The organism is Streptomyces sp. NPDC058880 (genome assembly GCF_042742535.1).
In the GTDB taxonomy this organism is placed as follows: Bacteria; Actinomycetota; Actinomycetes; order Streptomycetales; family Streptomycetaceae; genus Streptomyces.
This window is the reverse complement of record NZ_JBHYMC010000103.1, coordinates 1-12,418: the sequence shown is the minus strand read 5'-3', so window position 1 is coordinate 12,418 and position 12,418 is coordinate 1. Positions and strand designations below refer to the sequence as shown.

12 protein-coding genes are annotated in these 12,418 nt (G+C 69.2%); 6 read left to right on the top strand and 6 right to left on the bottom strand.

The window, feature by feature from the left end; all coding sequences use genetic code 11:
* On the top strand, window positions 1-829 hold an 829-nt coding region (locus tag ACFW2G_RS31985), incomplete at its 5' end, for a beta-ketoacyl-[acyl-carrier-protein] synthase family protein (RefSeq protein ID WP_384585423.1).
* Between the two features lie 337 nt (window positions 830-1,166).
* Here the strand turns inward: ACFW2G_RS31985 and ACFW2G_RS31980 are convergent.
* Window positions 1,167-1,316, bottom strand: a complete 150-nt coding sequence (locus ACFW2G_RS31980) for a penicillin-binding transpeptidase domain-containing protein (protein ID WP_384452106.1) — start codon at window positions 1,314-1,316, stop codon at window positions 1,167-1,169.
* Window positions 1,317-1,627: 311 nt separating this feature from the next.
* On the opposite strand from ACFW2G_RS31980, the gene ACFW2G_RS31975 reads away from it, so the two are divergent.
* Both ACFW2G_RS31975 and ACFW2G_RS31970 read left to right on the top strand, forming a co-directional pair.
* The gene (locus ACFW2G_RS31975) at window positions 1,628-2,392 is read left to right on the top strand and encodes a choice-of-anchor P family protein (RefSeq protein ID WP_384452103.1); all 765 of its coding nucleotides are present in this window, start codon (window positions 1,628-1,630) and stop codon (window positions 2,390-2,392) included.
* Window positions 2,352-2,831, top strand: coding sequence for a fasciclin domain-containing protein (locus tag ACFW2G_RS31970; RefSeq protein ID WP_384585426.1), 480 nt, complete (start codon window positions 2,352-2,354; stop codon window positions 2,829-2,831). Before ACFW2G_RS31975 ends, ACFW2G_RS31970 begins: the two co-directional genes overlap by 41 nt.
* On the opposite strand, the gene ACFW2G_RS31965 is transcribed toward ACFW2G_RS31970, so the two are convergent.
* Together ACFW2G_RS31965 and ACFW2G_RS31960 are read right to left on the bottom strand one after the other, a co-directional pair.
* On the bottom strand, window positions 2,815-4,293 hold the full coding sequence (locus ACFW2G_RS31965; protein WP_384452100.1) for a peptidoglycan D,D-transpeptidase FtsI family protein: 1,479 nt from the start codon (window positions 4,291-4,293) through the stop codon (window positions 2,815-2,817). The genes ACFW2G_RS31970 and ACFW2G_RS31965 overlap by 17 nt on opposite strands.
* A gap of 45 nt (window positions 4,294-4,338) precedes the next feature.
* A complete protein-coding gene (locus tag ACFW2G_RS31960) occupies window positions 4,339-5,964 on the bottom strand; it encodes a penicillin-binding transpeptidase domain-containing protein (protein ID WP_384452096.1) in 1,626 nt (541 codons plus the stop codon).
* A gap of 431 nt (window positions 5,965-6,395) precedes the next feature.
* Between ACFW2G_RS31960 and ACFW2G_RS31955 the strand changes: the two genes are divergently transcribed.
* The 3 genes from ACFW2G_RS31955 to ACFW2G_RS31945 all read left to right on the top strand — a co-directional run bounded on the left by ACFW2G_RS31955 (window position 6,396) and on the right by ACFW2G_RS31945 (window position 8,898).
* Entirely contained in the window at window positions 6,396-7,361 is a 966-nt protein-coding gene (locus ACFW2G_RS31955; protein ID WP_384452093.1) for a LysR substrate-binding domain-containing protein, read from the top strand.
* Window positions 7,352-8,227 carry a serine hydrolase gene (locus ACFW2G_RS31950; RefSeq protein ID WP_384452202.1) on the top strand — a complete coding sequence of 292 codons (876 nt, stop codon included), beginning with the start codon at window positions 7,352-7,354 and terminating at the stop codon, window positions 8,225-8,227. Before ACFW2G_RS31955 ends, ACFW2G_RS31950 begins: the two co-directional genes overlap by 10 nt.
* Window positions 8,228-8,316: 89 nt before the next feature.
* Entirely contained in the window at window positions 8,317-8,898 is a 582-nt protein-coding gene (locus tag ACFW2G_RS31945) for a serine hydrolase (protein ID WP_384452090.1), read from the top strand.
* A 748-nt stretch (window positions 8,899-9,646) separates the two neighbouring features.
* Here the strand turns inward: ACFW2G_RS31945 and ACFW2G_RS31940 are convergent.
* Genes ACFW2G_RS31940 through ACFW2G_RS31930 form a run of 3 tightly spaced genes read right to left on the bottom strand, consistent with a single transcriptional unit; the run spans window position 9,647 to window position 11,952 of the window.
* Window positions 9,647-10,810, bottom strand: coding sequence for an NUDIX domain-containing protein (locus ACFW2G_RS31940; protein WP_384585420.1), 1,164 nt, complete (start codon window positions 10,808-10,810; stop codon window positions 9,647-9,649).
* 33 nt (window positions 10,811-10,843) lie between these two features.
* Window positions 10,844-11,071: a hypothetical protein gene (locus ACFW2G_RS31935; RefSeq protein ID WP_384452084.1), complete on the bottom strand. Its 228-nt coding sequence runs from the start codon at window positions 11,069-11,071 to the stop codon at window positions 10,844-10,846.
* The gene (locus ACFW2G_RS31930) at window positions 11,068-11,952 is read right to left on the bottom strand and encodes a phosphotransferase (RefSeq protein ID WP_384452081.1); all 885 of its coding nucleotides are present in this window, start codon (window positions 11,950-11,952) and stop codon (window positions 11,068-11,070) included. The genes ACFW2G_RS31935 and ACFW2G_RS31930 overlap by 4 nt, the downstream gene beginning before the upstream one ends.
* Window positions 11,953-12,418: the final 466 nt, after the last annotated feature.

The following is a 12,418-nucleotide window of genomic DNA, read 5'->3' as shown; positions in this document are numbered from 1 at the left end:
CCAGGTCCGACGGATACCCACCCCCAACACCACTCACGACGAGCTCAACGAACGCCCCAGTAACGGGACACGGCAGATCTCAAACGCGGTCTCAGGGGCCGTCGCTCTGAGCACCGCCCGGGACCTCCTGCGCGCGGGCGCCTGCGACATCGTCCTTGCCGGCGGCAGTGAATCGCCTCTCGCCCCCATGACTGTCGCCTGCTTCGCTCAGATGGGGGCCATCTCCCGGCGCCGCGACCAGCCCCACCTTGCCTGCCGCCCCTTCGATGCCGACCGTGACGGACTCGTCCTAGGAGAAGGCGCAGCCGTTCTGGTCTTGGAACGCCACATTACGGCCAAGGCGCGATGCGCACCCATCAAGGCGCTCCTGCGGGGCTGTGGCACCACCACGGACGCCCACCACCCCGTCGCACCGCACCCCACCGGGGACGGCGCCGCACGGGCCCTGCGCATCGCGCTGCAAGACAGCGGCTGCAGCCCTCGCGACATCGGGCACATCAACGCGCACGGCACCTCTACCCGGCACAACGACGGCGCGGAAGCAGCCGCCTTCACCGACATCTTCGGCTCCAACCTGCCCCCGGTCACCGCGCCCAAAAGCATCATCGGCCATGCCATCGGCGCTGCGGGGGCCATCGAGGCGGCTTACACCGTTCTGGCCCTCCAGCACCAACAGGTTCCGCCCACCGCCAACTTCGAGGTCCAGGACGGTCCTCACAAACTCGACATTGTCACCGGCACGCCTCGCCCCGTCGCCGCGAACACCGCGATCACCTGCTCATTCGGATTCGGTGGCCGGAACTCAGTACTCCTGCTCACGACACCGTAATTGCAGCGCATCCACCTGCCCGCGCCGTGCGGATGGGCATGGGCCGGCGGCTATTTGAGTACGGCGTTCATGACTGCCTTGGCGAGCGGTGCGCCGAGCTTGCCGCCTCCGATGTCGGCGTCGGAGATGTTCATGTCCTTGGGATCGACGAAGACGGCCACACCAACAGGGGAGGTTACGTCAGCCTGCTTGGCGTAGGAGACGAACCACGCGCAGGTCCTTTCGTCGCGTACGTCGATGCCGTGCTCGGATGTGCAGGGCTTCCCGCCGACCCCTCACCCCGGGGATGTGGGCTCCGTTTCACGGTACCTTCCCGCACGGTGTGTTCCATCATGGCCTACACCTTCTTCGCGGTTTCCTCGGAGACGGCCTGGCCGTGAGCCTCAGGCTGCGTCTTCTCGATGACGGACAGATCGGGTGCCTGGATCTGCTCGACCAGGCGGGGCTTCATCACGGCGCCGTCGTTGGCGATGCCTGCGGCAACCACGGCCCATCTGCATCGGGTGCTGGTGAGGCTTTTCTGGCCCCTGCCGGTGAGCGCCCACCCATTGATCACCACGCGGACCCTCTTCGGCCGCCATGGTGACGGACAGGTCACCCGCTGCCGCTGCACACAGGGAGGCCGGATCACGCCCATGCTGCGAAGCAGCCTGCTCCATCACGTCCTCATCCCCGCTGCTCGCCGCGTGGAGATCTGCCCCGTCCTCGGCGCCGCCATCCGGCGGTACTTCGGTAGCGGCCCCAGGCGGCCGGGGAGACTGCCTGCGCCCCGTGTACAGAGCGAGATGAGGAACGCGGATGCGCAGATGTGTACTGACGCTGGCCCTGACGGCGAGTTTCGGCCTCGCTTTGCCGACCGCTGCCGCACAGGAGGCGGGCACCGCAGTGCCTGAAACCCTCCGCGCCTACGGCGTAGGCGGCCAGCTGGCGGGTCTCCAGGTCGAACCGACCCCATTGGCGACCAGTACCCGCCCCAGCGCCTCGACCGCGGGAATCCGCATCGGACGAGGACCGAACCGCATTTCCACCGGGGCTGCCTCAGCCTTTGTCTCCTACGACAGCGACATGGAGCGCGCCGAGGCGACCGTTGCTGATATCAGTATCTACGCGGTGATCGGGCGCATCACCGCCCAGCAGGTTTCCGTCACCTGCCGCGCCCAGAGGGACTCGGGAACGCAGGGCGTCGCCACGCTCACCCGGGCCTCGGTGGGAACCACCGAGCTGCCCGCGACCCCAGCCCCCAACACCGTGATCCTGTACCCCGCCGCCGCACCCGTGTTCGAACTGACGGTCAACGAGCAGTCGACCGCCCGTGGAGCCTTGACCGTCAACGCACTGCACGCACGCGCACTGGACGGTTCCGCCGATCTTGTCATCGGCTCGGCCACCTGCGGCCCCCTCGCCACGCCGGACGAGCCCACGTGCCCGGCCGGCTTCGTCGCGTGCGGCGACGGGGTCTGCATTCCCGCAGACCAGGTGTGCGACGGGGAGAAAAACTGCGACGACGGTAGCGACGAAACCTATTGCGGCCAGACTGCCGGCCTGCCGTGTCCGGAGCACTGATACCCCGCCCGCGCATAGTGCCTTCCCGCAGCACGGCGTCCGCTGCATCTGCCGTCTGGTCGCGGCGGTCAAGCAGGCCGGTCTCATCGAATCCCTCAACAACGCGAAGGACATCACCGTCTTCGCCCCGACGAACAACGCCTTCGCCAAGATTCCGAAGGTCCGACCTCGACAAGATCCTCGCCTAGAAGGCGACGCTCAGCCAAGCCCTCACCTGCCACGCCGTCGGCCAGAAGCTCACCTCCAAGCACCAGCGCGGGGGCACCGCGTCGAGCGCGTGGTGTGCCAGGCGTGCGCCGCACCGGGTGTTGCAGGTCTGCGATTTCGTGTGCAGGTGGGGCCTCGACGTACAGGCCCTGCACAAGCCCCGGGGGTCGCGGGACGGCGATGCCGGACTGCCCTGCTGACAGGGTGTTCTCTCTCTACGCGCCCCGTTTGAGCACGGCGTTCATGACGGCTTTGGCGATGGGTCCGGCGAGGCGGCCACCGCCGATCTCGGATTCGGGGATGTCCATGTCGCTGGGGTCGATGAAGACGGCGACCGCGACTGGGGAGGTCCCGTCGCTCTGTTTGGCGTAGGAGACGAACCAGGCGTAGGGGCGATTGTCTCGTACATCGACGCCGTGTTCGGCGGTTCCCGGTTTCCCGCCCACGGTCACGCCGGGTATCTGCGCCTGGCCGGCGGTGCCTTCGCGGACGGTGTGCTCCATCATGTCCTGCACCTTGCGGGCGGTGGCCTCGGAGACTGCCTGGGCGTGGGGCTCGGGTTCGGTCTTCTCCAGCACGGACAGGTCGGGCCCGTTCATTTGTTCGACCAGGTAGGGCTTCATCACCTTGCCGTCGTTGGCGATGCCGGCCGCGACCATGGCCATCTGCATCGGGGTGCTGGTCAGGCTTCCCTGGCCTATGCCGGTCAAGGCGGTCTGCGGCCGGTCGAGCCGCTCGGGGTAGGAGCTGGCCGCGGTGCGGACCGGCGTGAAGTGCTCCTTGTTGAAGCCGAACTTCTCCGCGGTCTCGCGCATCTTCTCCACGCCTGTCTTCAGAGCCGCGTCGAGGAAGACGCTGTTGCAGGACCACTGCATGGCCGTCTTCATCGACACCTTGTCGCACTGGGCGTCGGGTACGACGTTGCCGATCGTGCTGCTGCTCTGTGGCAGCGTGTAGCGGGCGGGCAGGCCGGAGGATGCGTCGATGTCGGTGACCGTACCGTGCTCGAGGGCGGCGGCCGCGGTGAGGATCTTGAAGGTGGAGCCGGACGGGTATGCCTCGCGGATCGCCCGGTTGCTGAGCGGCTTGTCCTTGTCCTGGTCGAGGCGGGTGAACTCCTCGCCCTCCTTCATGGAGTTCCCGGTGAACACGGACGGATCGTAGGACGGGGTGCTGGCCAGGGCGAGGATCTTCCCGGTGCGGGGGTCGAGGGCCACGACCGCACCTTTCGCACCGAGGTCCGTGAGCCCCTGGTAGGCGGCCTTCTGTGCCTTGGGGTCGATGGTGGTGACGATGTCACCACCCGCGGTCTTCTTTCCGATCAAGGTGTCGAATAGGCCGCGCTGCAGACGGAGGTCCGTGCCCGCGAGGATGTCGCGGTGGACACCTTCAAGAAAGGTGGCCCCCTGTGCCTGGGAGAGGTAGCCGGTGATCGGCGCGTACATCGGCCCGTCGACGTAGGTGCGCTTGTACAACAGGTCGGAGCCCGGGGTCGGTATCGAGCCGGTGATCGGGCGTCCGCCGACGATGATGTCCCCGCGGGGGCGGCTGAAGGCCTCGATCAGGTTTCTGCGGTTGTTCGGGTCTTTGGCCAGGCTCTCGCCGGAGACTGCGTGGATCCAGGTCGCGCGGCCGAGCAGGGCGAAGAACAGCACCCCGAAGAAGACTGCGGTGTGCCGGAGGGTCTTGTTCATGTTCGCTTTCGAAGAGGTGTGCGCCAGATCAGGGGCGGGGGCCGGTCAGGAGGGGGCGTGGGGGATGGCTTCGAGAAGGTGGCGCACGACGGGTACGGCGGACGATCCGCCGGTGATGCCGCCTTCGACGACGACGGCGACGGCGACGTTGCCGCGGGTGGCGACGACCCAGCCGTTGTTCGGGGCGCTTTCGCTGACCTCGGCGGTGCCGGTTTTCGCGCCGACGTTCCCGGGCAGGCCGGCCAGACCGCGCGCGGTGCCGTCGGTGACGGTGGCCCGCATCAGGGCGCGCAGCTGGGTGACGACCTCGGCGGGCAGCGCGCTGGTGGTGGTCTTGTCCTCGGTGCCGGGGGTGATGGTGGGCTGGTGGAAGGTTCCGGAGACGGCGGTCGCGGCGACGGAGGCCATGGTCAGCGGGTTTCCCAGCACGCGGCCCTGGCCGATCATCGAGGCGGCCTTCTCGGTCTGGTCGCCGGGGGCTGGTACGGATCCGTCGAAGGTGGGAAGGCCCACGTTCCACTCCTGCCCGATGCCGAAGTACTTCCCGGCGACCTCGCCGAGTTCGTTGTCGCCGACTTTGCCGCGCAGGCTGATGAACCCGGTGTTGCAGGACTCGGTGAAGTTCTTGGTGAACGTCGCGCCGGGAAACTCGGACGTCTCGACGTTGTGGAACTGCTTGCCGACGGTCAGGTACTTGGGGCAGTCGACGATGTCGCCCGGTTTAACGGCGTCGGCCAGGAGCAGCGCGCTGGTGGTGACGATCTTCCAGGTGGAGCCGGGGGCGTAGGTGCCGGAGAGCGCGCGGTTGAACCCGGCGGCCGGCGAGTTCGCCACGGCCAGGATCTCGCCGTTGTCGATGCGCAGAGCCACGAGCGCCGCGTCCTTGCCGTCGGCCTTCGCGGCCAGGGCCTGGTCAGCCGCCTTCTGCCACTCCGCGTCGAGCGTGGTGCGAATGCTCTGTCCGGCCGCGGCGCCGTCTTCCTTGCCGAACCGGGCCTCGATGCCGGTGACCTCTCCGCTGGCCCGGTTGATCCGCTCGATGACGCCGCGCGGACCGGCCCCTGCACGCTGCGCGATCTGGTCGAGCACCGGTTTCAGGGACGGGCCGGCGTCCGCGGACAGCGGCTTGCCCGTGCGGTCGGTGACCGGGGCGGTATCGGTGTCCTGGCGCTGCAGGCGGAACTTCTCGGTGCTGCTCAGACTCGGGTGGACCAGTGACAGGTCCCACGCGATCTTCCACGCCCCGTTGTCCTGTCGGCGCACGGGTATCTGAGAGTCGTAGGACCAGGTCCCCAGACCGGTGACCGGCATCTTTGCGGAGAACGCGAGGGTGACGGTACCGTCCTCGGCCGCCCGGGCCGCGCCGGCAGTCAGGGCCGGTTTGCTGATGTCGAGCCCTGCGGTGAAGTTCCGCAAGGCCGTCTGTGCCTGGTCGGGGCTGGTGGTGCGGGCCCCCGCGCTTTGGGTACGGCCGGCTGCCCAATCTGCCAGGAAGCCCTGAGCCTGGGTCACGGCGGCCGGATCGGTGACCGGCCGGTCCGGTTCGAACGGTCCCCAGTGCGCGACGTACGCGCCGCCTGCCGCGACCGCGGCAACGCCGACTGCCGCGACAGCTATGTGCAGGAGGCGCCGACGTCCGCGGGTGGGGGCAGGGTGTTCCAATTCAGACATCACAGGGTCCTTCCGACTTTCAGCTGGACTGCTTCACGAGTGGGGCGGTGAGTGTTCCGGGTGGGTGCTCACGGCCGAAGCCGGGGTGCGGGAATGCGCCCGGCGGGGAATCCCGGGCAGACCGGGGTTGCAACGCCTTGGGGGGCGTGCGGCGAGGGCGCAGACGCCGCGGGCCACCGGTGCCGCGCAGGCGTTCCTGCTGCACCTGGTGTGCCGACGCAGGAAACTCCGGCCGGGGTCCGGTCCGGGCATCAGGGGCAGGTACGCATGCCAGGGTGCAGGCGCCCACGCCGACCGCGAACAGCAGGGCGATAAGAGCCAGAGCGGGAATCGAAGGGGTGGACATGCCCTGAGATCAGCACTACCCCCCCTATTGTGTCCAATATCTGAATCGACCCTGGAACGATGCCTTTCTGATATCGTTGCTGTTCGTGGACATAGTCGGGCATGTGCGGTGCTTTGTCGCTGTTGCAGAGGAGAGACATTTCGGTCGAGCAGCTGTACGGCTCGGCATGGCGCAGCCGCCCCTCTCCCAGCGCATCCAGCGACTGGAGAAGGAGCTCGGGGTGCAGCTGTTCGAGCGCACCAGCCGCAGCGTCACCCTCACTCCAGGCGGCGCGCTCCTTCTGGACGAGGCACGCGCCCTGCTCGCCCGTACCGACACGTTCCTGGCCGACGCTGCCCGCATCCGGGACGGCCGCAGCGGCCTCCTGCGCGCCGCGCTCCCCTCCGGCATTGCCGGCGAGTCCGTCGCCGCGATCCTCGCCGGTCTGCACCGGAGCCAGCCAGGCCTGGAGGTGGAACTCCACGAGCTGTCCACCGCCGAACAGCTCGCCCGCATGGCCGCCCACGAACTCGACGCGGGAGTGATCCACCACCCCTGCGACACCGCCGGCCTCGACCTTGGCCCCGTCCTCCGCCGTGAACTCGGCGTCCTGTTGCCGCAGGGCTCACCCCTGGCCGCACGAGCCGAAGTACAGCTCTCCGCCCTGGCCGGACACGACCTGATCCTCTTCCCCCGCGCGGACGCCCCCGCCCTCTACGACGAGCTCCTCACCACCTGCGCCCGCGGCGGCTACACCCCCGACACCGTCCGCCACGGCCAGGGCGACAGCTTCATCCGCGGCCTGATCCACTCCGTCAACGCCATCGCCCTCACCCCACCCGCCCCCGGGCACCCGGCCGACGGCGCCGACCAGGACATCGTCTGGCGCCCCCTGACGGGCACCCCGCTGGCCTGGCGCTTCTCCACGGCCTGGCCCAAAGACCGCAACAACGCCGCCGCCCTCGCCTTCGCCGACGCCGCCCTCAACGTCCTACGGAACACCACCGGCGTGTCCGCCGACCTTCCCCCGCGCCCCCTCCACCTGCGCCCGGCATCGGAGTACTGGCTGTGAACCCCCTCCAGCGCATCCACACCGCCTTCACCGACGCCGGCGCCACCGGCTGGCTCCACGCTTTGGACATCGACACCGGCGCCGAGATCAACGCCGGTGCCGACCATCCCGTCGTCACCGCCAGCGTCCACAAGCTCTGCCTGCTCCTCACCCTCCACCAGCACGCCGAGCAAGGCCTCCTCGACCTGACCGAACAGCACGAATGCCCACCCGACCGACGCACCTCAGGCCCGACCGGACTGGCCGCGATGCTCGACCCCGTCCGGATCTCCCTGCGCGACGCCGCCTACCTCATGACAGCCGTCAGCGACAATGCCGCCGCCGAACTCCTCCTGCAACACGTCGGCCTCGACGCCGTCAACACCACCACCCAAAACCTCGGCCTCACCCGCACCCGCGCCCTTCACACCTTCGCCCACACCCAGGCCACCCTCCGCGAAGACGCCGGCCCCGCCGGCGCCCAAGCCCTGACCGACCCCCGCGTCATCGCGCGCCTGCGCGCACTGGACCCCGCCCGCACCAACCACAGCACCCCCCGCGACATGACCCGCCTCCTTACCGCGATCTGGCGCGACGAGGCCTCCACACCCGAACACGGCGCCGCGATCCGCCGCATCCTCGGCCTCCAGGTCTGGCCCCACCGCATGGCCTCCGGATTCCCCTTCGACGACGTCCACGTCGCCGGAAAGACCGGCACCCTGCCCACCCTCCGCAACGAGGTCGGCGTCATCGAATACCCCGACGGCGGCCGCTACGCCATCGCCGTCTTCACCCGCGCCGCCAACCCCGCCGCCACCCTCCCCGCCGTCGATGCCGTCATCGGAACTACCGCCCGCATCGCCGTCGACGCATTGCGCACCCGATAGGCATACAGGAAGACTCCCTACAGGCCGCTGGGTCTGGTGGCGCACCACCCCCAAAACCTCAGCCCCCCAGAGCGCGCAATGGAAGACCGGTGCCGCTCAGCGGCACCGGTCTTCCGGCTGGAGTCGAGGGCTCTCCGGGGTCAGGGAAGGGAAGTGCACGACCTCCTGGCCTGCTCCACAACGGCTGCCAAGTACTGGGCCCGACACCGTGCCGATCTGCAGTCGGGCGGGAACTCGACAGTGATCGTGACATCAGGGCCGGCTCCGCAGTCGATGGTGATGGTAGGGCCAGGGGCGGGGCGGGCCGCGGGCCCAGGCAGCGCCGTGGCCTGGGCAACCGGGACACTGAGCAGAGCCGCCGACAGCAGGCCGACGGCAACTGTGCGGAAACGGGTGATCGTCATGGAGCCTCCGATGCTGGATGTGTAAGCCAGTTACTCCTCGTTTCCCGCTGGGCGCGACCCGGACAAGACCGAACGGGTGCCTCCTCCCTGCCGTGGCCTTGGGCCTGCGGAAGCGAAGCGCCCGCCTCGCGGTCCGCATCGCTTGATCCCGCAGACCGCGATCACGACCCCGTCCGGATCTCCCTGCGCGACGCCGCCTACCTCATGACAACGGTCAGCGACAACGCCGCCGCCGGCCTCCTTCTGCGTCGCGTCGGTGGTGTCTGACGCTTGTAGCGCACGGTCAGCCCTGGTTGTTGCTCAGCGAAGGTGCCCTTCGTGCAGGCCGTGCTCTGGCGATACAAACGGCGCATGGAGAAGCCGACGCTCCGAGGCCACCGTGCCACGAGCTCGGTGCAGATCGGCTCCAGCTCAGGGCGCGGTACCGTCCCCATTCGTGAGACACAACGTACCTGGACACGTGTTCCGCTTGCATAACGCAGGCGGGACAGAATCCGCGCCGGAGGGTCGGGTAGGTTGCGTACCACTTCGGCTCGCCCCCGGGCCCGGTCCACGTCAGGGAGTCCAAGGGGAACCCCACCCAGAGAACCGCCGGTCCGCCGGAGATTCGTGTCTCATGGACACACGAACACAAATGCGGATCATCCGGCACGCCGGTGACCTGGTATGAGATCCGACCGCACTGGCAGTGCCCCGTTCGGACCGGCGCTGGAGCATCCGATCCGGCTCTGGTGGCCGGCAGCGGCCGAGTGGGCACAGGCGGCGTGCCGAGGGCGGGTGGCGTCTTGCTCATGCGAGTCCTCGCTTCGAAGTCAGAGGAGGGCTAGACGATGGTGAGGTCGGTGGCGTCTGGCTGTTCGGTGACGGGCTGCCGTGGCGGCCCGGGGATCCCGAACTCCGTTCGGGTCCGGTGGACGGCGGTGGGCTGGCCGGCTGCCGGAACACGCGAGGGAGGAGCGGGGGCAGGGAAGCGAGTCCTTCCCTTGTGGGACAGGGGGAAGAAATGATCGCGGGACTAGGCGTGATCAGGGACGTCGTAGGGCTGGAAGTGCGCGGGTGGGTGGTCGAGCGGTAGGGCCGGGTCCCATACGGTCAGGCACTGCGCGGACGGAACGAACAGAGGCTGGGGCAGGGCATCCTGGGGCCAGAAGCGCCAGGAGCCGATGGTGTTCTCCCGCTGTTGCGGGGCGCCCGACCAGCGGGTGACCAGGACAGGCACCGTCACCCGGATGACGTCGCCGACGCGGTCGAGGAGCGTGCCCAGCACCCGTGTGCCGGTGGGGTCGGCGACGAGGCCGGCTTCCTCGGCGAGTTCCCGTGCGGCGGCCTCGGCGAAGGTCTCGCCAGGCTCCACGGAGCCGCCGGGGAGTTCCCAGGTGCCGCGGCGGTGCTTCCCCAGGAGGAGTCCGTCTGGGCCGTGCACGATCACTCCCACTCCTACGGCGGCGTGGGGTGAGGGCGGGTTGTTCGAGCGGGGCCGGCTCGGCACCCGGTCCGGGCGGCGAGCTGTGTAGAGCCGGTATGACAGCGGCTGGCCGGCCTGTGGGGAGTCGATCGTCGTGACTGTCTCCACGACGAGGCCGTGGTCGACGAGAAGGTCCTCCCACAACTGGGGTTCGAGGACCCACATGTGCATCTGGTGCTCGATGTCCGTGCCGGGCAGCCGAAGGACCTCGGGACGGGCGGTGACGGGGTCGGACGGCCCGGCGCCGGCCGAGTTGGTGTGCAGGGCGGTGAACAGCAGTCTGCCGCTCGGCTTGAGGCCGGTGGCCAGGGCGGGCAGAAGGCGGTGCGGATCCAGGAAGGGGACGCCGCTGACGGAGTAGATGAGGTCGTACGGGGCGGCTTGCCGCAGGTGCTCGACCGCGTCGGCGCAGACCAGGCGCAGGCCGGGGACGTTGGGGTAGCGGTCGAGGGCGCGCTGGTGCTGCGTGGGGGAGGCGTCGACGGCGGTGACTTCGGCGCCGAGGGCAGCGAGATGGGCGGCGTGCCTGCCGACCCCGGCTCCCAGGTCCAGGACGCGCAGACCGGCAACGTCTCCGAGGGTGTCGATGCCGGGCCCGGCCTGAGGGATGTCCCAGGCCCAACCGTCGAGCTCGGGCAGGTCGAAGGTGCGGCCGAGCTGGTGGCGGCCGTAGAGAGTCCAGATCTCGCCGGCGTGCCTTTCGACGTCGAGCACGAGGTGGTTCCTTTCGTTCGCGAGGGCGGATGGTCAGGGGCGTAGGGCGCAGGGGCGCAGGACGTCGGTGTCGGCGGTGCGTACGACGGACCAGCCGGTCGTGAGCAGCTCGGCGTCGGCAGGCGAGATGCCGAGTCCGAGGAGTGCCGGGCCGGTGGAGCGCCAGGACGCCGCCTGGTGCCGGACGGGCAGGATCCGCCCGTCCCTGGGATGCTGGAGCAGCACCATGGCGTTCCCCATGCTCCGGTGTGCGGCGCTCACGGCCGGACCTCCCTCATGAGCCGGTCCAGGGTCCGCCGGCCCCGGGCCGTGACCTCGTCGTCATCGTTGTCCGGCCCCCAGGCCAGGCAGTTGACCGCGTCCAGAGCGGTCAGGAAGCGCAGTGCCTGCTGCTCGGCGTCGGACAGCTTCCGCCCGTAGGAGAGGAGGAACGCCTTCTCTCGGTCCGGATGGTCGGCCCACTGGGTGGTGGCGAGGATGACGAAGTCCTGGACGCGGGCAGCCGGACGGGTGCGCTCGAAGTCGACGAGGGCGAGACCTTGCTCTGACCACAGCCAGTTCCGAGGCTGGTTGTCGCCGTGGATGAAGCCGACGGGCACGGGCCCGACGCGGCGGAGCCGCGCGGCGTGGTCTCGGATCAGCCGCTGCTCGTCCTCGGTGAGCCGGTCCCCGGTACGAGCCAGGTACTTCTCCGCTCCGTCGGCGGCGGTATTCAAGGAGGCTTCGGCCTCCGCCCGGTCGCCGCGTTCGAGTTCGCCCGCCTCGTGGAGGCGGGCGCACAGCACTCCAGCCTGCTGGTGTACGGCCCGCCACTCGGCGCCGCCCAAGCCGAGCTGCTTCGCCGGGGTGCCGGGGACCGCGGTGAGGAGCATGGCCAGGTCCTGGGCGCGGCTGTCGATGAGGTGGGGGGCCCGCGTGTGGCCGAGGGCGGGGACGACGTGGCGGTATGCCCGGCTCTCACGGGTGAAGAACTTCTGACTGGGGGAGACCTTCAGATAGTGGTGCACCCCGCGTTCGCCTTCCAGGTTCCAGACCCGGGAGCGGTCCCAGTCGTGCGAGGCGTCGCGGACGGACACGACGGGGCCGATCTGTTGTTCCGCCCAGCGCCGCAGAGCCGCAGGCAGTGGCTTTGGCCGGCTCATCCTGCAGACCTCGTGCCCGGGCGGGGGAGGGCGGTTCGGCAAGGTACGCCGCCCTCGGGTTCGGTGCGGTTGGAGAACCGGGCCATCATCAGCGACCGCCGCACCAATACAGGCAGGCGCCAGGCCATCGTCGCCGCCCCCAGCCGAGACTCGTCCCGGTACTGGAACTCCTCCTCCTGGCCCCCGCCAGCTTTGTCCGGACGAGTTCCCTCAGCTTCGTCTGCGCGCGCCTGTTTGGATGTGTCTTCCACCGTCAAGCTGTCCCCCTCGTGGTCGAAGCAGGTTCGCGGGACTCAACGAGCCAGCCGCGATATCGAACGTGTGTATTTCGGTCGGACGTGAAACCCCGGGATGGTGCGGATATGAGAGGGCGTTAAGTCCGTTCTTCCTCGGTTCGTGATCGCTCGATCGTGGTACTGATCGCCATGCCGGACACCTGCTAGACATGTCCATGCTGAGATGCGGG